Source organism: Candidatus Protochlamydia amoebophila UWE25 (assembly GCF_000011565.2).
Taxonomy (GTDB): domain Bacteria; phylum Chlamydiota; class Chlamydiia; order Chlamydiales; family Parachlamydiaceae; genus Protochlamydia; species Protochlamydia amoebophila.
On sequence record NC_005861.2, the window covers coordinates 680906 to 700530 of the forward strand.

The following is a 19625-nucleotide window of genomic DNA, read 5'->3' on the forward strand; positions in this document are numbered from 1 at the left end:
GACCTTAAGAATGTCAGAAGAATGAGTAAAACTTTAAACCAAGCTTTTGGCACAACTATCAGCGTTAAAATCACGGTATTGGTTTTCATTTTATTAGCAAAAAAATAGATCAGCTTAAAAGTTTTCTAACATATGATAGTTTAGATTGGCACGCCTCTTGCATAAAATGAACTGCTAAAAAGCGCAGGAGGTATAATATGTCTAGCCCAATTCATTCAATTTCAGTCCCAGCAACAATAGAAGGAGTAAAATTTGATAAAGATTTTGTTCCTTCAAAAGAATCTAAAAATCGCGTAAAAGAATTGGGACTTGAAGCTCTTTTACATATTAAAAACAAGGATGCATCAAAAAGTTTGGAAATATTAGAGGCAAATGTTTGGAAAATGGCATCTAATGTAAAAAAAAGGCGATTTGGCTATGAAAAAAAAGATTTTATTAAAACTTTAAATTTTTTAGAAATATTTTGTATGTATGTGTAGTGCTCCCCAAATAAACCGGACCATCTGGCTTGCTTCTAAGATATAGGAGTAAGACTAGATTTATGACTAATTGTAAATTAATTACATCATTAGAAAGAAGAAGACGATGGTCCTTAGAAGAAAAAAAACAGATTATTGAAAAACATATCAAGAAGGTCAATCTGTTTTCCAAATAGCAAGGAGATATGATATCACACCAAGTCAACTTTTTGCATGGAGAAGGCAGATGGAACAAGGAGCACGACAAGGAATTAGCAGCCGAGAAGAACTAGTTCCCAAAAGCCAAGTGAAAGAAATGGAAAAGCGAATAAGAGAACTAGAGCGGATGCTTGGGAAAAAGACACTTGAAAATGAAATTTTAAAAGAGGCTGTAAGGCTTGGGCAGGAAAAAAAACTCATCTCGCGGCAGCCATTGCCAAGCTTAAACGATTTAGCCTAAGGAAAATAGCAAAGGTGATGGAAGTATCAAGATCCAATCTTATAGAGCAGCTTAAAGAGCATTTACCTCATCAGCCAGTCTTTTATTCTAAAGCGGAAAATGAACAGGTTTTAGCTTTAATCAAAGAAGTCGTTAAAGACAGGCCGACTGACGGTTATCGTAGGGTCCATGCGATTGTCAATAGCCTTCTCAAAGAGAAAAAACTTAAAGTCATTAATCATAAGCGGGTTTTTAGACTGATGAGGCAGCATCATCTTTTGCTACAAAGGCCAAACAGGCGTCCTAAACGCTTACATACAGGCAAAGTAGAGACTCTCTACAGCAATACACGATGGTGCTCAGACAGCTTCTCTATTCAATGCTTAAATGGTGATCGTGTTCATGTCGCCTTCTCGTTGGATACGTGTGACAGAGAAGTCATGCGTTATATTGCCTCTACAATAGGTATTGATGGGCAGATGATTCGAGATTTGATGCTTGAGACTATTGAATATAGATTTGAACAGCCAAAAGCTAGAGTACCTCTTGAATGGCTCTCTGATAATGGCAGCTGTTACACGGCTAAAGAAACTGTCAATTTTGGTAGAATGCTTGGTTTAACCATTAGAACCACGCCACCTTATAGTCCAGAAAGTAATGGCATGGCAGAAGCTTTTGTCAAAACTTTTAAAAGAGATTATGTTTATTTCGGCAATCTGGCAAGTGCTGAAGCTGTTTTGCAGCAATTGCCTATTTGAATCGAAGACTATAACGTTAAAGCCCCTCACAAGGCTTTAAATATGCTCTCTCCAAGAGAGTATTTAAGGAAATTAAAAATGGCAGGCTAGCGGTCCGGTTTTATAGGGGCAACTCCAGTATGGAGCCCAAGCAAATCTTTCAAATCAGCGAAATAAAAAAGTTTTGGAAGAAAATATAGATACAACAGTAGTAAAAGCTGTCCAAGAGATTGAATACATAAATAAGCTACTCGCGTCAGATGTAAAAAAAATTGGAAAAGTCGTTCTAAATCAACATATTGAAAGGCTTAATCATTTAGTGAATAAGATTTTTACAGGCAACTTAAGTCAAACAGAACAAATTGCAATGGGGAAAATTGTAGATAAAGCTAAAAATATTCTAAAGAAACTAGTCACTTAATTGTTAAAGTTTTAGTTTAAATTCATCAAGTTAGAGGGTGCATTAGCGGTACAAGACTTTGCTGATTGCACTATCTAGCATTTTGATTTGAAATCTTTTATCTTCTTAATAGGTTAATTGTCCGAACCCATTTTCAAACAAGAAACAATATTATATCAGAAAATTTTCTGGATTTCCAACTTCTACAAAAGAAGGGAAAGTTGACAATAGCTAAAAGACCACTTTTTTGTTTGAGTAAGACATTTAGATACAATTTAATATAATCACAAAGTTATTTATGAAATTTTTAACAATAAGCATTTCTAGCATTCATACTATCATGCAAGTTCAGAAATAAATTTCTATTTAAATGAGTAAATTTGCTACTGAGTAGACAAAAAGCGAAAATATAAACTTATATCAGAAACTTTTGGATGAAAATTTAACTGGTAAAAGCTTAAAAAAATTACAGCGTTTACGAAATTTGATATCTGGCCTTTGTGAAAATTTTAGAAGGCTATGATGATACTTGGAGCCCGGATAAATTTTTAAATCCAATTGAGCGCGTGGGCATAAGAGAGAAATAAGCCTTGCTATAATAATAACAAGGCTGATGAAATCTCTTAATTGTAGTTAAATACTATTGTATCTCAACTGTATTCAACTGCGTATATAGCTCATTAGCTATATTGGTTGAAATAGAAGAATACATATTACAATTATAATTATCGTGCCCATTACCTCTATCAGAGATACTAGAATAAAGAAAGCTGCTAAATGTATTTCCTTTATGAGGAGTGAAAATGGCGTGCATAATTGTATCAGCAATTTCTGGTAAATTTGATATAGCTCTAGGAATATCTTGTGGATTAATTTTCTCTACAAAGGCTAAGACACTTTTAGTTTGACAGTTAGGAAAAAGGACACCATTATTACGGTTAAGACCTTTGATAATGACAACATTTCGACCATCTAAAGTCCTTGTTTTAGCGACTGAATGATTTAAATTATCCCAATCAATCTTTTTAATAGCCTCACAAATTTTTTCATTCGGGGCTTGTGCAAGGTTAATTTTTGGCAATGCTTCAAATCTATCTTTTCCTCCTAAAATTTTATAAAAAGCCTCCATTAAAGGATCTTTAGACAAAAGGTGGGTATAGATTGTCCATCCAGCAAAGGCTAATCCTGCTATCATGACAGGCCAACAGAAAATTGTAGCGTTGAGTTTTAAAGCTGCTAAAGATGCAAAAACTACGACTGCCACCGCTCGAATCACTGCAATATTTTTTGGCAATTGAGTTGAAATTTCTTTTCCTTTTCTAAAAGGTACTTGGAAATTAGTATAATGCATTTGGTATTGGTCAGGGCATGTTCCATAATATAAAAAATTGTTCATAAATTTCCTTAAATATAATTACAACCAGAACCGATTTTATTTGTTGATTATTAAGGTATTATAAAGTTTTTTTAAAACAACATTAATATAGCTGTTTAAGCTCATGTGATTAACTTAGTCTGAATATTAAGCTTAGCATGGACTTTTGATGAGAGTTATAAATTAAATTTCTCAAAAAACGATTTTTTAGGTAATTTTTTTCTGCGTAAAAAAATGAGATCATCATTCACTGGAACTTTAAATTTTTTAGAAATGTTTTGTATGTATGGAGCTCAAACAAATTTTTCAAATCATTTATATTAATGGAACTTCTAGCTCTGGTAAAACTACTCTAGCGTAAGCTTTACAAGAAGCGTTGTATCAGCCATTTCTTCATATAGGTATTGATAGAGTCATAGGCATGATGCCGAATAAGCTAAATAACTGGAAAGGAGGGGAAGCTTTTCAAGGGTTTAGTTAGAAATCATCTATCGATGAAACAAGCCATCCTGTCTATGAAATTCAGATGGGACCTTTTGCACAAAAAATTGAGTCAAACCCTTAAAGAAATTGTCCTCCCGCTTGCTAAGATGAAGCATTTTATTATTATCGATGATGTAGCATTTGATAGCAATGCTGTCAATGCATGGCGAGAAGTATTAAAAGATTATAAAGTGCTATGGATCTGGATTAAAACACCGCTGCCAATACTTGAAGAACGAGAAAAATTAAGAGGGAATCGAATGCATGGAACGGCTAGAGCCCAGTTTTAAAGTTCATAAGGACATTACTTACGATCTTGAATTTGACACAAGTAAAGAATTTATGGAAAATATTGTGCAAATAATAAAGAAAAAGTTATGTCAGACAGATCATTGATACAAACAGAACGATTAATATTAAGGCATTGGCGAGAAGACGACTTAAAAGTGTGTTCAAGAGTCGGAAAGAATCCTTGCTAAACCAATTCAATTCGATAAGGTATTACTCAATGATAATGCTAAACATCTTTTCTGCTTTAGAGGATTACAAAACAGTTTATTTGTGACGCGATGCTGACAAAAGTCTTATAAATTTTACCACAATAAAATATTTGTTTTATAAACCTAATTAAACATTCGCCGGTGTGATAAGTCATTTATTGCGTCGATTTTTTAAAGTTTATTTTAAACAACAGTAAGATCAATAGGTTCCTTAGTGCATTTCTTTTCTTAATGCCATGAACACGCTTAAAAAGGCAAATATGGTTTAAATCTACTTCTTCCGGATTAATGGGTTAGTCTACGCAAAAAATTACTTGATGAAAGGATAATTCGATAGGCTAAGCAAGTATTTTTTAATGCTAATTGCGCAATATAGCATCTCTATCTTTTCCCTTTAGCTACGGATATATAAAATTGCCATCTAATAATGCCGATGGCCATCAAATTGATTCAAGAGATATTAAAAAATAAAGAAAATTTTATCATATAGATAATCAATAGATAATCAAGGAATTTTTAAACCATTAGAACAGGACCCCAAGGAGCATCAAAAAATCTCGCATTTGCATGGGTTTTTTTAAATTGTTCTTTGTTCGAAACATGAACGATAGTATTAGGATCAATTACCTCTTTTGGAAAATTAAGAGAGCGATAATAAGCCCCTTCTTCTTGGTAATAAGTGTCCGAGTCATTTTGTAATGTTTTATAACCTATGAATTTGAAATTGTTAGGGGATACAAGAACATAGTTTTTAGGCGATTCAAGGGCATAGTTATTAGGATCATTTTTAAATCGCTGATTCCAAATTGCCTGATAGGTTGGATTTGCGGTTGCTGCCGCTCTTCTCATATTATAGATAGCTTTCATCCCATCTACTTTTTTTCCCCCTACTTTACTTTTGACCATTCTAACAACAAATCCAACAAAACCTACAAAAGGAATAGCTTCTATTATTCCAGCAATGATATTAGCAGCGCCGTGAATAATATGGCTTGCTGATCGATTCCTCAAAGGTGTGTAATTAGAATCAAAAATTGTGGCAGTTGAAAAAATAATTGTACAAGCAAGTCCTGATAAGCACTGAGTTCCTCCCATTCCAACCTTGACGATTCCAGGAATGATCCCTATTATAGCAGGGCCAGATCCCATACTTAAATACTCTTCAGCATAACTTAATACTTTTTCTATTTTCATTTTATTTTCTTTGTTGGTTAAAATTTTTTATAAATTTGAGTATTTATCAATTAATTCTATTATAAATATTTATCAAATTTCTTAATTATTAAATTGATAAGGCTTTTTATTGTAAAGTATAATTCCATCTAATTAATATTATATTTTAAAAATAATTTTATGGCAAATCAATTAAAATTATTCTTTAATTAAATTAATCTAAAATTAAGTATGTTCTTATGAAGATTAATTATCTTTTAGATAAATTGAAAGTTTTTTTATTAGTATTAATAAACTTTATAGAAGGTCAGTTTTCACAATAAATTTCATTTGTCAGTTAAATTTGTTGAATTAAGTAGATGCAAATAATAAAAACTTCGGTTTAGGCAAAAAATATTTTTAAGTTTACAAAATGCAGAAAAGCTAGGCACTTCAGGTTAAAAAAGGACAAAAAATGGTTGCTCATATGAAAGCCAAAGCAGTCATTTGTTATTATTCTTAATTTGTCGCAATAAGACAACCTTAAAAAATTACTCCTAGAATTGGTTAGTCTATCAATAAATTGAAGAAAAATTAGAGGCAATTTTTCCAAAAGAGTTCATGAATAACCGAATGAGAGTTTAGCATGATATACTTTTTTATTAACGCGAAATTCTTAAGTGATGCAATTCAAAGGTCTCACAGTAGCTATCGAAAATCAGTTTGAAAATCGAGGAGCAGTTTTTGAACTTATAAATTTTGATGGAAAAAGAGCTTGAGCCTATTCAAAATTTATGGGCAGCTCATCAAAAATTTCAGAAAATTACTTAAAAACTTCAAACTTCGCCAAATATTCAAGAAATAAATTTTTATTTATCAAACATATAAATTTGTCATTTGAAATAAGGATAGTTTCTCGGTGTGCAGTAAGTAAATGAAGTCAATGCTTCAGTATGCTTTCCATCTTTTTTTTACTATTTTTTAGAATTTTCTAAAGTATTCAATAAATTGACAATAACAATAATTAATAGCTAAAAAAACTATGAAAAATTTGTCAAAAAAGAGCAAAAAAATTCCTCGACTAATGGAAACTAAAATATAATTTTCAATCTTAGTGAAAAATTATATTTTTTATGAGTTGTAGCTTTGGATGATTGACAAAATCTAGTCATTTCCTCAATATTTTTTGATTATCAGATGCAACAGAGTTTATATGAATACGTCTCGCTTTTTAACAATTTTTGGATTAATTTTTTTTGGAATTGCTACGCGTTTAATGCCGCATCCCCCTTGTTTTACGCCCCTTAATGCTATTATCCTTTTTAGCGCTTACCACTATCAAAATCGTTCATTGACCTTATTTTTACTCTTTTCGACGCTTCTTTTTAGTGATCTTGTTATAGGGTTTTATTCTACATTACCGTTTGTTTATTTTAGCTTTTGTTTGATGATTTTTATAGGGCAAAAACTTAAAGAAAAAATGCCTTTACGATATCTCTTCTTCATTAGTTTACTAACTTCTTTCCTTTTCTTTTTGATCACAAATTTCGGAGTTTGGACAGGGGGTTCTTTGTATCCAAAAACATTAGAAGGGTTAATTGCTTGCTACTTAGCCGGTATTCCTTTTTTGAGAAATCAAATATTAGGGGACGTAAGCTATAGCTTTTTGTTGTTTGGATATGTGGCATATTGGAAAAAAAATTTCTCAAGCCAATACGCCTTACGAAACTTTCAACCTATCTGAGAATAAACGCAAGATTTGAACTGCATTAAAAACAATTATATTTAGGTATAACTTTTAAAGAAAAGCAAAGATAAATTTGCTTAGTTTTTAGAATAAATATTCTAGTTAAATAGATTTTAAAAATTTTGTGAATTTTATTAAATCAACGAGAAGTTAAGAAGGAGGTAAAAATACCGCAGAAGGAAACATTTTGTATTTGGCTTTATAGAAATCTATAATTTTTACTAGGTTTTTAATAAAATAAAACACCAATGAAAAAAACTTCAGCAAATCATCCTCAATTTTCTCAAAAATTGAATAAAGTTACGACCATTTGTGCCAAAATTTCTTTTGTTTTAAGCACTAGTATATTTCCTTCAGGTGTTTTTTCATATTCCTTCTTTAACTGGGCATATGTTTTTATATAGCTCAATTAAACGCTTTATTTACACCTAATCTACTTTTTCGATATCCTCGACATATGACCCATATTGCTGCTATGCTTTGAGCTCTTCCAACAGTTGTGCAGTCAGCTTGCAAAGGGGATACATGGCTCTATTAAAAGTTTTATCCTAGTTTGCGAAATATTAGAATTAAAAGGGTGGCCACTCTGTATAACAGATAATAAAGTGCGGTTATTTCATTTATTTAATGCGATAATAAATCAACCCTCTTTACATATCGATAAATTACTCTTGAGTAGTTTTAAATTCATGCCTCAGTAAAGTTTCGATTTGTTTTTTTAGATCGAAATATTTTTGCACAATAGATTTAATTTATTGTAAATAAGGCTTAAAGGGGGTAAGTAATTATTACATTTTCCATTTAAATATTTTAAAGAGAATTTAAAGCTTCATTGCTAATAAGATTCAAAGTAGTGTGCAATTCTCCGTAGCAGATGATGGAGGGATGTGGGAGGATAAGTGGAAAATGGATTGGTAATGCAAATTTGAATATTCGTTGACCTTAGAAAAATTTTAAAAAACTTTAACTTATTCTTTCTGTAAAAATTTTAATTGATTATAATTTTTTAATCTTTTAACAAATGCTGTTCAATGCAATCGTATGAACAAGCGATAATTGAACTATTTTATTTATTGTTTTTAAAGTTTTATTGTAAAATAATTTGAAATTATATAAAATAGTTATTTTATGTGAATTATTAATAATAAAACAATAAAAACAAGTATTTTTGAATATTAAATCTTAGGATGGATAAATGAATCTCAGGACTCTTTTTTCTTCGACTTATTTGACATGGAATACGCTAGCTGCCCATTACCAAACACCGGGCGTTAAAATTACAGATGAATCGAATAAATGGATTCGCAAAACAGCTCCTATTGTCAATGTAGCAAAAAAAGCTCTCCTTATTGTTGCTTTCGCTATCACTACTATTGCAACGGGTTTATTTAGTCTGTTTATTCTTCCTTATCGTATTTACCAATTAAAAAATGCAAATCAATTAGTCGCAGCCGATCTTGCTCTTTTGACTTCAAGTCAAAGAGCCGAATTACGTCTCCAAATTGTAAATTGTATCAGAGAAAAAGAAAAAAAACATAATTTTCGCCTCACTTCTGAACAATATGAAGAATTTCTTAGAGATATCATGGCTTATTATGCTCGTAGTAGTGAATTTTATGGTCCTGTTGCTTTAGCATGGACAGAATATTTATTAGAAAAAGCAAATAAAGATAACCGTAAACTTGTATTTTGCGCACGAGATGGGATTGCTCCTTACGAAATTGCGTTAAAACTAATGCAAAGACCCGACTATCAACAAAAATATCCTAATTTAGTTGGGGAGGAAAAAATTGTTCTGGCCTATTTGTCAAGAGCAGTAGTGACAGAATCAAATAGAACAGCAGAAAATAAAGAAACCTTTCATAAATATTTAAATCAGTTGGGAATTCGTGATGGGGATCAATGTACTTTTGTTGATATTGGCTTTCAAGGCAGCCAAATTAATAATACCAGAAGTATATTAAAATTTAACAATCACAATATCGATGCATCTTTCAGTTATTTACTTTCTCATACAGATGATGCAGAGGGATTTATTATTTCCGAAGATGATAGCCGAAGAACTGAACAAGAAGCATTCAAACAACTACCAAGCATTATGTCCATACTTTATAAACGTGCTGGTAGTAATTTAGCTACCCATTGGCTAGAAGACACTCATCAAAAAAATGTGAAGAGTCCTTCCAGATTAGTTAAAGTAGAAGAAAATGGCAAAATCAAAGTTTATCCAAACACTTTGGTTCCCGGTGCTAAGGAATTTGTAGCTTCAAAAGGGTCGAAAGAATATTTTATTAGGAAATGGTGCCTAAAAGCAGTTGTGCAAGGCGCTGAAAAATATGATATTGCTACTCTTAATCTGTCTTTTGCAGTTAATCGTTTGGATGAAATGCTAGACAAAGTTGTAAAAGGGCAATTACCGCTTTTAGTTTCTCATCGATAATTCTTATCACTTTCTCTTTGATATTAAGGCATTCTACACAGTCAGCTTTAATATCTTTTATAAAACTTAAAATAAATTAAGTAATTATTAAATTTTTATATAAATTTATTGTTTTTAATTTTTTATTGTAAATAAATTTGAATTTGTTTGATTTATATTAATTATTTATTAATAATAATTTATTTTTGAAGGATTTTACATGCATTTGATTTATAATCGTAGTCCAGTAGCTTCTTTTGTTTTAAAAGGGATTTCTTATCAACAAAAATCCTTCAAAAATAATCCACAGGGCAATTGTTTTTATAAAATAGGTCTACATGGATTAAGAACAACTTTTGCTTTAGCAAAACTTGTTGCAGTTGTCGCACTCCCTCTTTTTTTAATTTTAGATGGAATATTTATTATTAGCCGTAGACTAGGTGTGCATGCTATTCACTTACATTTTAGCGACTGTCATTACTTATTTGAATCTGACATATTTGATACTTATTTTTCCCAACTTAAGCAATTTGTAAAGGAACAAATCGATTGCATTCCTGACATACAAAATTACGCAGAATTAGAACCCCATACTGTTTCATCATTCGCTAAAAAAACTTTAAAATTGGTAAATTTAATTTTAAATGCTCCTCCATTAAAAACAGAAAATGATAAACGTCAATTTCATCAGACAATGTTGATGCATCTCAGAGATTTAATGAAAGAAAGAAAAATTTTAACTTCACAAGAAATTCTAAATGACCCTAGTTTTCAATGGATAGACCAATTATGCGAATGGCTTTATACAGGCCCTAAACTGCTTCCAGAAATGATTTGTTTCGTTGAACAAGAACTAGATAATTTTTCAAACGCAAAGTTGTTGTCTGCAAAGACTGCGGAATTGCCTAACGTTATTGATTTATTTCATAAAGATCTGAGTAATCATCCAAGATATACGGGGGTAGAGGAGTCATTGCGTCTTTATGATCCCCATTATTTAGGCGACATCCCTTCCGTTTTATATCATTATTCTATCGAAAAAAATGGAATTCCTAAAAAAATAAAAATGATTCGTACGCCTACTGTTACAAAAGATTGTAAACGTGATTTATCAGGAGTCTTAGTTAAAGCAAAAGTTGTTAAAGAATTTATTGGTTTTCTGGAGAGTTATCAAAGGCAAGAAAAAAAGCATATTTACTTTAATCTCATGCAGAGAAAGGGTTCAGAAGGGATTAGATCTCAAGCTATTGAAGAATTAGAACAGAAATATCCCAATCATCTATACGTTATCACATTGTCTAAAGATTCGGACTTTTATTGGCAAAGTAAAAAATTTAGACTAATCTCAAATGCGACACAATTTAAAGAACAGTTTATGATTGAAATGTTCGAGGGGAAAAATTATTTTTGGTCTTGGGCATTAAAATTAGATTGGAAACACGATTGTCGGCAAATTTTAGATCATGTGCATCAACTTTATTTTTCTAACCAAGTGGAACTTTCGCATCAGGAACGTCTAGATTTTATTGAACTTGCTTATATGGAAATTATTGAAGCAATTTGCTTGAGATTTTACCCTGATAGCGTTAACGAAGCTTGCAAAAGCTGCGTGGATAGAGGAGCAGCGGCTTTAGCTCTGCAGTATTTAAAAAAAACAGTTTTAAAAAAACAGGCTATAAGCGAATCTCAGAGAAAAAAAATCATGTCAATCGTATTAGCACCGGCCATTTTAGCTATGAATCGGGTGATGCAGCATCAACGTGCCTCTCGTTTGCAAACGGCATGTCAAAGATTTTTATTAAATAGCATATAACCTAATAAACGGTATCATTAAAAAATGTTAAATCCTGTTTTCGTTTCAAGGAGTTATTTCTGTTTAGATAAAACATTTTCAGGAAAAACTGGACTGGGATATTTAGGACGAACAATAATTTGGATTAAAGATAAATTAAAATCTGTAGCAATTGATGCATTGGCCTATGCCTTATTTTTTGTAGCGGCGCGGACAGTAATCTTTTCTTCTACGCACTCATTTAAAAAAAAATGTAGCGCCGCTAGAGTTGAAAATTCACGGCTAATTTTGCAATCCTTAGGTGGGAAAGAGTTAAGTTTAAAAATGCCAGATGGGCATCAAATTTCTGCCATGTATTTGAACAGTAGTGCCTGTTTGGAGGTTTTAATTAATAAAGGAGCTCAAAAAGATAACCTTCAATTAACGCAAGAGCAAGTTCAAGAAATTCTTTGGATTCCACAAGATAAGCAAGATCTTCTTCATTTGGTTGATAGATTAGGTTTAACCCTTAAACAACATAATGGAAGAGATTATGTAGCTTTAGGCATTCCTAAAAATAGTTCTCAGATAGATTCCACACATGTTATAAGCGAATTAAATAAGGCAAATGCTGGGACAGTCATTTATGCTCCTGGAAGCGGCCATATATTTGAATTCAGACGAAAAACCATAGGTACTTTCTTAGTTGGATACGGTATGAACATGCTTGTATTCAATTATTCACAAACAGGTCGAAGTGAAGGAAAAATTTCTGAACAAGCAACTTATGAAAATGTAGAAGCAGCTTATGAATATTTGAAAAAAGTTAAAAAGTTAAGTAATCATAAAATTTTAGGTTATGGCCATTGCATGGGAGCAGGCCCAATCTTACATCTTGCTTCTAAACATTCTATTTCTACCTTGGTTGATCGTGCGCCGATAAATATGGGAACATTTGCACAATTAAGGCTCATTACTTTGTGTAAGCTCCCTCCTTTCCTCTATTTTTTAACTGATTGGGTCAAACCTGTGATGGAAAATTGTTTTCGTTATGCAAACGATGAAAGAATTGCTCATGTAAAAGGATGTTTAGCGCTAATAGAAGCAACGCATGATGCCATGATTCCCGCAGAATATATACAGAACCTTTTTGATTTAGCAAAATCAGCTAAGTCAAAAGTAAAATTAACTTTAGAATCTGATCATGATGCTGATTTATGTGGAAATGATGAGCTGTTAAGATTAGATTTAGGAAAATTTTTAACAGAAGCCCAGATTATTGGTTATTAATAAGTTGAAGCCTTGTAAATAACTAGTAAAAATCATTGAAACAGCAACAGCTCTTGTAGCTTACAAAGCTATAGCATAAACTTTCCAAATAAATAAATCCGAAGTTTTGTTTAAAAAACTTTGCTTTGTTTCAAATATTTTCAGAGAGTTTAATGAATCCGAAAAAAAGGTGAATTTGTCACAGGGGCTTCTTCAGGAATAGGGGAAGCAATCTTTAAAAAGCTGATTAATCGAGGATAATTAGTGATAGGTATTGCTCGATCATCTAAAAAGCTTGATCGTTTAAAAAACGATTTAAATGATTCGTTCATTCTTATCATTTGAGATGTATTTTTAAAAGAGCAATACAAAAATCTTCTAAGAAAATTTGGAACATGAATCTCTGCCACTTGTTATTTTTTCTCATGCTGGGATAGCTGCTGTAAAAAAATTTCGATCAATTTAATCTCAGACATCATAAAACTTTTATGTAAGTCAACTATTTTGGTGTTTTTGCATGGATAGAGTGCTGGAAAAAGTTATGTTAACAAAATGGAGGATGCAATTTTGTTGTCACCAGTTCAATTAACGCTTATCCGGTACTTGTTAAAACAGCTGGATTAAAAGGAGTTTGCCATTTACGTAGAGTGCAGAAGAAATGGGAAAACACATGGTTGATTTTGCACTTAGTTGTCAACCAACTTCTGAGCTTTTTTTCTTTTATAAATCAGAGTAAAGAAGCTTAATTTAAGAAATTAGCGAGAAATAAAGCCGCTATAGTATAGCCATTTTTCTTTAATTTTCTTAAAACAGCTTTTTTCTTGAAAAGAAGCATCTAAACCCTTTTGTTGAAGATGAGCAATAAAAGTAACCGTTGCTTCTTCTTTTTCATCTAAAAAGTCTAAAATCTCAAGTTTTCGAAATTTTGTGTGATGGCAAAACAATAGAATTTCTTTAGCCCATAAGTGTTTGTCTATTCGAAAATGGGGAAGTTGAGGATGGGTCGTTTGAATAATATAATCGGCAAGATGGTTGGCGTAAGCTGCATAGCGAGAGCGCATCAAAATTAGCGCATTTTGCGCTAATTTTCCTTTATGTAAAATTTTTCAACAGCTTTCATATAAATTTCCACTACAGCAAAGATATAAGCACTCCATTTAGTATTTCTCCGATTGGATAGAGGTGCTAAAAAGTTGTTCTAAAGATTTTCGCTCTTCCAGACTATAATAATCAATAATCAGGATTCCATTAAGATGATCATATTCATGCATAAAGTTAGTGGCTTGAAGTCCTGTGAAAATTTCTTCGAATAAATTACCTTCTAAATCAACAGCTTGAACCGTAATTTTAGCAGGCCTTGTCACATTCATATGGAGATTGGGGATGGACAAGCATCCCTCTGAAAAGGTTTGCGTTTCTTCACTCATGCTAAGAATTTGAGGGTTAATAAACACACGATCTTTCCCTGATTCCCATAAACCATTTTTGTTTTTAACTGGAACACATGTTACAAATAATGAAATTGAGTGATGAACTTGAGGGGCTGCTAAGCCAATCCCTTTCATCGTGTGCATTGTTTCCACCATATCATAGATTAATTGTTTCAATGCATCATCGATATGATTCACACGTTCAGTTTTTTTCCTTAAAATGGGATCATTATAATAAGCTAAAGATAATTCCATAATAATTAAATTTTGGTTAATACAAATTCAATTTTAACAAAAGTGGGTTAAAATTACTAAATTTTATTTACTTTGAACAAAAGAGTTTTTCATGATTTTACCTAAAGATGAATTAGAAATGTATCTTTGGAAACACATTCCTATTTCTAAAGCAATGGGGGTTACTGTGAAGGAAGCTTCCAAATTAAAAATTACATTAGAAGCTCCTTTATTAAATAACCTAAATCACAAGAAAACGGTTTTCGGGGGAAGTTTGCACGCCGTGGCTACTTTGTCATGTTGGAGTTTATTACACCTAAATATAGCTGATATTTATGTACAACCAGTCCAAATCGTGATTGCAAAAAGTGAAGTAAATTATCTGTTACCTGTTTCAACTAAGTTTGAGGCGGAATGTGAAATGCCAGATTTAACAAAATGGGAAAGATTTTTAAAAACATTTCAAAGAATGGGAAAAGCTCGCCTAAGCTTATCAGCGAAAATTATGAAAGGAGAGAAGACTTATGTCGATTATTTAGGAGTTTTTGTAGCCTTAATGGACAAGCAGTAAATAGGACAAAAATTTTACCTATTTAAATAACTTTTATTCCTGAAGATGATAAACAAATTATTTTGTTTGTAAATTCGGCACAAATGAGGATTAGAAAAACAAATCCTATATTAAAAGTTTATTCGAAGTTTTCCATGTTCTTTGCTCTGCATATAAAGATGAAGTCGATATAGATTTTCTTACATGTTTTAATTTTTAAATTTAATATGCTAATTGAGGGATCCCCATTGACATTGAACTATGCTTTGCAAAATCAAACCGTTAACTATTTGCTGCTTTTTGGTAATAGTCTAAAGCAAAAATTTTTTCCTTAGGTGTAAAATGAATCGAGATGGTCACCCCAGATGTTGTAGGAAAGTGTTTAATAAAATCATAAATTGCTCTTAAAGAAATCGCAGCAGCATTTTTTAGAGAAACAAAAAAATTCCTGTACTGATTGAAGGAAAAGCAATGCTAGAAATATTTTTTAAATATTTTTATTTAAAATATTGTTTAATACCTCTAAATATATTATGCATAAAATTTTTGATTGAAAGGTCCCATTTTGAGCTATCAGAGTATCAACTGAATTAACGATAGGAAGGTTTTATGGAATATAGACAGCTTGGGCGTTCGGGTTTGAAAGTCCCCGCCTTAAGTTTTGGAACTGCAACTTTTGGAGGGACTAACGAATTTTTTAAGAAGTGGGGAGATACAGATGTTCAAGAAGCCACTCGTCTTATTAATTTATGTCTAGAGTCCGGGATTACCTTATTTGATACAGCCAATGTTTATTCTGCAGGAGCTTCAGAAGAAATTTTAGGTAAAGCACTTAAAGGAAAGCGTGAACAAGTTTTAATTTCTACTAAAGCGACCTTTAAAGTTGGCGATAAAGCAAATGATTTAGGATCTTCACGTTATCACATTATTGAAGCCTGTGAAGCTAGTTTAAAAAGACTAGGAACAGATCATATTGATATTTATTTTATGCATGGTTTTGATGCTTTAACACCACCAGAAGAAACCTTAGGGGCATTAGACAATCTGATTCAAAGTGGGAAAGTTCGTTATATTGGATGTTCAAATTTTTCTGGTTGGCATTTAATGAAATCACTAGCAACTTCTGAAAAATATGGTTTAGCTCGCTATGTTGTCTATCAAGGGTATTATTCTTTGATAGGAAGAGATTACGAAGAAGAATTGATGCCTCTTGGAATAGATCAAGGAGTAGGATTGATGGCTTGGAGCCCGCTTGGATGGGGACGGTTAACTGGGAAAATACGAAGAGGGAAAAAACCTGCTGAAGGACGTATAAATGAGGGTGGATCTGTTGGAGGTCCTCCAGTAGATGATGAATATTTATACAATGTCATTGATGCGATTGATCAAATAGCTAAAGAAACAGGAAAAACAATTCCACAAATTGCCTTAAATTGGATTTTACAAAGGCCCACTGTTGTTAATGTTGTTGTTGGAGCTCGTAATGAGGAACAGTTAAAACAAAATCTCGGTGTACTCAATTGGAGTCTAACAAAAGAACAAATTGCCAAATTAGACGCGGCGAGTGAAAAGCAACCTGTTTACCCTTACTGGCATCAAAGAGATTTTAAAGAAAGAAATCCTCGACCAATTCCTTCATAATTTTTAATTTTTAGAGTTAATAGTGAACTTAACTTTTTATGCCTACCCACCCCTCGAGAAAAAATTTCGAGGGATGATTAGTAATTTACAAGAGTCATTTAAGAACTTGGTAAAAGTTCTTTCTCTGTTTTAACTTGCTCAGACATGAATAAAATGACAAAGCCCAGGATACCTATAGTTAATCCAATCGGAATAACGGCAATTCCGTAGATTAATGCTTGTTCGTTATTTGAGCCACCAAATACATTAATTATACTACCTATGATTGCATGAAAAGTATATCCGAAGATCATAATGATCATATTGGCCACTGCCGTTGTTAAACCTGCGGCTTGTTCAGAAACATATGTTGAGGCTTTATAAATAGCCAAAATTTGATAAGCGCAGCAAATGCCTACAATAATAAAATTAAATCCCATCCAATTTGTATTTAAATGCCAAATAAGCAAGCTAGAAAAGCTGATTGTCATAATGATTCCAGCCCCAATAATAGTTGTTAAGTAATTGCCTGTTTTCTCGGCAATTAAACTTAAAATTGGAGCTCCAAAACACATGCCTATAAAAATCATGGAAGGTAAACTGGCAGCTAAAGTTCCGTCAAATTGATAAACTTCTTTTAAAAATGAGCGTCCCCAGACATCGGCAAAACCCTCAAGAGGTCCAACCATTAGACCTGCAAATAGACAACACCAAATGACGCGTTTATTAAAAATAACATTTTTGATCTCGCTCATCATAGAGGTTGGTTGAGAACTTCTCACATTAGGAATCATCCAGTAAGTAATTCCCATTAAAACAATACCGATTAAAGCAAATAATTGAACGACTGCGTGATATCCATATATTTCGCGCAAGTAACCGACAGGTCCTCCTCCATAAATTGCTCCTAATAATCCTATCATCACAGAAATACTAAGCATACGAGGAAATTTTTCTTCGCTAAAGCTTAAACGAATAATTTTGAACAATCCAAGAATGGCTGCAGAAGACCCCATTCCAATCAAAGCACGCCCAGCAATTGGATAAATCCAATGTGTCGCGAAAATAAGTGGAAGTAACCCAATAACTGTCAATAAGATACAAATGCTCATGATCATTCTAGGTCCATAGCGATCTAATAATATTCCAAGAGGTAGATGCATCAGAGAGTAACCGATGTAATAGATACCTGAAAATTGACCGATTGTGGCTGCTCCAATTTGAAATTGTTGCATGATGTCATCGATTACAATGTTAGGCATCACTCTTAATAGATATTGATAGGCATAAAAGATCGAAGCGACTATCCACATGACCCAGGCAGCCAATCGAGAGGTAGGCATACATATTCCTTTTTAAGATAAAAATACTAAATTTGAGGTAAAATAACGAAACATTACAAGTGAAAACTGCTTCCTAAAAGCTTAGAAGAAAAAGGTAAAAAAAATAGGATGAAAAAATTTGAATGCATTTAGATTTGTAAGATAAGGATAAATTTTCATAATTTTTTACTCTTTTTTATAAAGAAAAAAATTATATGAATATTTACAATATTTTAAAAGATTTTTCCTTCTATGTATTATATTCTGTTATATAGAATAAACTTTATATTATTTTAAGAACTAATTTTTTTGTTTTTTTAAAAGAGATATTTTAAATTCGGTAGCCTTGCAAGAATAATTATAAAAAAATTAGTGAAAGAAAGATAAAATTTATCTAAAATTGATTTCTTCATTTATTTCTAAGTTTGTTTTTGATTATGTTACTAAGAGTTTTATGACCCAATCAGAAGTTACATAAATTGTTCAAATTTTCTAGCTTGCTGTTAGAGTGAATTGTTTTGACTCTATTAATAAAAATTCTTTATATTGTCGTGGGTTTTAATGTGGCAAAATTGATTACGAACGTTGCTAGCTTGAACTTTTAATAGCGGCATTTTTTATCGTTATGAGATTATTTAAAATAATAACATCAGTTATTTGCAATTTGAACAAGAGATGAGTTTTTTAATGAATTGGTTACGTTTTTAAGTTTTATAATTTATAACATTTAACCATTTTTTTATTTATAAATCAGCGAAATCTTATGATTTTATCAGATGTGACTTGGTTGTTTTACCTTTTTGCATATTTCTCTTTTCAAAGATTGCTACTTAATCGCTCTTTACTCATTTTATATTCGAATACATAAAATAAGCATCTTTAAATTTTATAACGGTTACCATTTTATCATGAAATTTACCAATTGTATTTCTTATTTTTTAGCAATTTTTTTATTAATGACTATTTATAATTTCGCAGAATCAGAGAAGGGAGAAATTAATAATGGACAAGATTTCACAAAACCTTTACCGAGATTAGTTGTATGTTGTAAATATCAAGATATCAGCGAATTTTCCAGAGCGCAAACATTTACTTTGCGAGCAGATAAGCCTTTCAATTTGAATGAGCATTGGGTTGTATCTACTCGCGTTGATCTTCCTTATACTGATATTCGCATCAAAAAACTCGTAGGATATCGTTACACGATTCTTTCTCCAAAAAAACATGAAAGGGGATTATCCGATCTTTCATTTCAAGCATTATTTATTACTCCCACTTACGGGAAATGGACATTTGCTTTTGGATTAAAGCTGTGTTTTCCGACTGCGCAAGGGAAAAACTTAGGTTCAGGCAAATATCAAATGCTTCCAACTTTTTCGTTTAAATATGATTTGAAAAATTGGATAAACGGGGCCTGGTGCGCACTTCTCGTACGACAAGACTTTGATATAGGGGGAGCTAGATCACGTCGTTCAATTAATCAAACTTGTCTTGAACCTATATTCAACATTGATTTACCTTATAGCTGGTTTGTTACGCTTGCCCCAAAAATTCGGTATAATTGGAAGCATCGAACTTGGTTTGTTCCTTTTGACATTCAAATAGGCAAAATGCTGACTGAAAAAATGGTTTTATCGCTCGAATATAAAAAACGTCTTGTCGACAATTTCCCTGTTTTTCGGCAAGAAATTGAATTACGATTAGGATATTTCTTTTAAT

16 protein-coding genes and 1 pseudogene are annotated in these 19625 nt (G+C 32.0%); 11 read left to right on the forward strand and 6 right to left on the reverse strand.

Translation table 11 applies throughout. The features are described 5' to 3' along the window. Positions 1 to 197 precede the first annotated feature (197 nt). The 3 genes and pseudogenes from PC_RS02530 (at position 198) to PC_RS02545 (ending at position 2055) form a co-directional block, all read left to right on the forward strand. Positions 198 to 479 carry a hypothetical protein gene (locus tag PC_RS02530; RefSeq protein ID WP_044044768.1) on the forward strand — a complete coding sequence of 94 codons (282 nt, stop codon included), beginning with the start codon at positions 198 to 200 and terminating at the stop codon, positions 477 to 479. Between the two features lie 62 nt (positions 480 to 541). Further along, a pseudogene (locus tag PC_RS11035) lies at positions 542 to 1745 on the forward strand (IS3 family transposase). 73 nt (positions 1746 to 1818) lie between these two features. Further along, positions 1819 to 2055 (forward strand): hypothetical protein, encoded by a 237-nt coding sequence (locus tag PC_RS02545; RefSeq protein ID WP_011175079.1) that lies wholly within the window; start codon positions 1819 to 1821, stop codon positions 2053 to 2055. A gap of 619 nt (positions 2056 to 2674) precedes the next feature. Here PC_RS02545 and PC_RS02550 read toward each other — a convergent pair. Beyond that, positions 2675 to 3430 carry a hypothetical protein gene (locus tag PC_RS02550; RefSeq protein WP_011175080.1) on the reverse strand — a complete coding sequence of 252 codons (756 nt, stop codon included), beginning with the start codon at positions 3428 to 3430 and terminating at the stop codon, positions 2675 to 2677. A 515-nt stretch (positions 3431 to 3945) separates the two neighbouring features. Here PC_RS02550 and PC_RS10285 point away from each other — a divergent pair. Further along, positions 3946 to 4182 (forward strand): phosphotransferase-like protein, encoded by a 237-nt coding sequence (locus PC_RS10285; RefSeq protein WP_181679032.1) that lies wholly within the window; start codon positions 3946 to 3948, stop codon positions 4180 to 4182. A gap of 726 nt (positions 4183 to 4908) precedes the next feature. On the opposite strand, the gene PC_RS02560 is transcribed toward PC_RS10285, so the two are convergent. Beyond that, the gene (locus PC_RS02560) at positions 4909 to 5586 is read right to left on the reverse strand and encodes a hypothetical protein (protein WP_011175082.1); all 678 of its coding nucleotides are present in this window, start codon (positions 5584 to 5586) and stop codon (positions 4909 to 4911) included. A 1171-nt stretch (positions 5587 to 6757) separates the two neighbouring features. On the opposite strand from PC_RS02560, the gene PC_RS02565 reads away from it, so the two are divergent. The 4 genes from PC_RS02565 (at position 6758) to PC_RS02580 (ending at position 12771) form a co-directional block, all read left to right on the forward strand. Then, entirely contained in the window at positions 6758 to 7288 is a 531-nt protein-coding gene (locus PC_RS02565; protein WP_052278640.1) for a DUF6580 family putative transport protein, read from the forward strand. A 1198-nt stretch (positions 7289 to 8486) separates the two neighbouring features. Continuing rightward, the gene (locus tag PC_RS02570; RefSeq protein ID WP_011175086.1) at positions 8487 to 9731 is read left to right on the forward strand and encodes a hypothetical protein; all 1245 of its coding nucleotides are present in this window, start codon (positions 8487 to 8489) and stop codon (positions 9729 to 9731) included. Between the two features lie 199 nt (positions 9732 to 9930). Further along, positions 9931 to 11523, forward strand: coding sequence for a hypothetical protein (locus PC_RS02575; protein ID WP_011175087.1), 1593 nt, complete (start codon positions 9931 to 9933; stop codon positions 11521 to 11523). Positions 11524 to 11547: 24 nt separating this feature from the next. Further along, positions 11548 to 12771, forward strand: coding sequence for an alpha/beta hydrolase (locus PC_RS02580; protein ID WP_044044770.1), 1224 nt, complete (start codon positions 11548 to 11550; stop codon positions 12769 to 12771). Positions 12772 to 12920: 149 nt separating this feature from the next. Here PC_RS02580 and PC_RS11040 read toward each other — a convergent pair whose 3' ends face one another. The 3 genes from PC_RS11040 to def all read right to left on the reverse strand — a co-directional run bounded on the left by PC_RS11040 (position 12921) and on the right by def (position 14435). Then, positions 12921 to 13082, reverse strand: a complete 162-nt coding sequence (locus PC_RS11040) for a hypothetical protein (protein WP_181679033.1) — start codon at positions 13080 to 13082, stop codon at positions 12921 to 12923. Between the two features lie 423 nt (positions 13083 to 13505). Continuing rightward, a complete protein-coding gene (locus tag PC_RS11045; protein ID WP_232086083.1) occupies positions 13506 to 13811 on the reverse strand; it encodes a YchJ family metal-binding protein in 306 nt (101 codons plus the stop codon). Between the two features lie 96 nt (positions 13812 to 13907). Next, on the reverse strand, positions 13908 to 14435 hold the full coding sequence (def, locus tag PC_RS02590; RefSeq protein ID WP_044044772.1) for a peptide deformylase: 528 nt from the start codon (positions 14433 to 14435) through the stop codon (positions 13908 to 13910). A 91-nt stretch (positions 14436 to 14526) separates the two neighbouring features. Here def and PC_RS02595 point away from each other — a divergent pair, with 91 nt between their 5' ends. Both PC_RS02595 and PC_RS02600 read left to right on the forward strand, forming a co-directional pair. Beyond that, positions 14527 to 14985, forward strand: coding sequence for a thioesterase domain-containing protein (locus PC_RS02595; RefSeq protein WP_044044774.1), 459 nt, complete (start codon positions 14527 to 14529; stop codon positions 14983 to 14985). A 588-nt stretch (positions 14986 to 15573) separates the two neighbouring features. Beyond that, complete coding sequence (locus PC_RS02600) at positions 15574 to 16605, forward strand: aldo/keto reductase (RefSeq protein ID WP_011175093.1); 1032 nt, start codon at positions 15574 to 15576, stop codon at positions 16603 to 16605. 98 nt (positions 16606 to 16703) lie between these two features. Here the strand turns inward: PC_RS02600 and PC_RS02605 are convergent, their stop codons facing one another. Further along, positions 16704 to 17927, reverse strand: coding sequence for an MFS transporter (locus PC_RS02605; protein WP_011175094.1), 1224 nt, complete (start codon positions 17925 to 17927; stop codon positions 16704 to 16706). A 935-nt stretch (positions 17928 to 18862) separates the two neighbouring features. On the opposite strand from PC_RS02605, the gene PC_RS02610 reads away from it, so the two are divergent. Next, on the forward strand, positions 18863 to 19624 hold the full coding sequence (locus PC_RS02610; RefSeq protein WP_181679034.1) for a hypothetical protein: 762 nt from the start codon (positions 18863 to 18865) through the stop codon (positions 19622 to 19624). The last annotated feature ends 1 nt before the right edge of the window (position 19625 follow it).

What these genes read in the sequence shown, in the direction of transcription:
- PC_RS02560 (WP_011175082.1), bottom strand. Translation starts at nt 5,586, where the DNA reads ATGAAAATAGAAAAAGTATTAAGTTATGCTGAAGAGTATTTAAGTATG.
- PC_RS02595 (WP_044044774.1), top strand. Translation starts at nt 14,527, where the DNA reads ATGATTTTACCTAAAGATGAATTAGAAATGTATCTTTGGAAACACATT.
- PC_RS02610 (WP_181679034.1), top strand. Translation starts at nt 18,863, where the DNA reads ATGACTATTTATAATTTCGCAGAATCAGAGAAGGGAGAAATTAATAAT.
- PC_RS11040 (WP_181679033.1), bottom strand. Translation starts at nt 13,082, where the DNA reads ATGAACGAATCATTTAAATCGTTTTTTAAACGATCAAGCTTTTTAGAT.
- PC_RS11045 (WP_232086083.1), bottom strand. Translation starts at nt 13,811, where the DNA reads ATGCGCTCTCGCTATGCAGCTTACGCCAACCATCTTGCCGATTATATT.
- PC_RS02550 (WP_011175080.1), bottom strand. Translation starts at nt 3,430, where the DNA reads ATGAACAATTTTTTATATTATGGAACATGCCCTGACCAATACCAAATG.
- PC_RS02530 (WP_044044768.1), top strand. Translation starts at nt 198, where the DNA reads ATGTCTAGCCCAATTCATTCAATTTCAGTCCCAGCAACAATAGAAGGA.
- PC_RS02575 (WP_011175087.1), top strand. Translation starts at nt 9,931, where the DNA reads ATGCATTTGATTTATAATCGTAGTCCAGTAGCTTCTTTTGTTTTAAAA.
- def (WP_044044772.1), bottom strand. Translation starts at nt 14,435, where the DNA reads ATGGAATTATCTTTAGCTTATTATAATGATCCCATTTTAAGGAAAAAA.
- PC_RS02580 (WP_044044770.1), top strand. Translation starts at nt 11,548, where the DNA reads ATGTTAAATCCTGTTTTCGTTTCAAGGAGTTATTTCTGTTTAGATAAA.
- PC_RS02605 (WP_011175094.1), bottom strand. Translation starts at nt 17,927, where the DNA reads ATGCCTACCTCTCGATTGGCTGCCTGGGTCATGTGGATAGTCGCTTCG.
- PC_RS02565 (WP_052278640.1), top strand. Translation starts at nt 6,758, where the DNA reads ATGAATACGTCTCGCTTTTTAACAATTTTTGGATTAATTTTTTTTGGA.
- PC_RS02600 (WP_011175093.1), top strand. Translation starts at nt 15,574, where the DNA reads ATGGAATATAGACAGCTTGGGCGTTCGGGTTTGAAAGTCCCCGCCTTA.
- PC_RS02570 (WP_011175086.1), top strand. Translation starts at nt 8,487, where the DNA reads ATGAATCTCAGGACTCTTTTTTCTTCGACTTATTTGACATGGAATACG.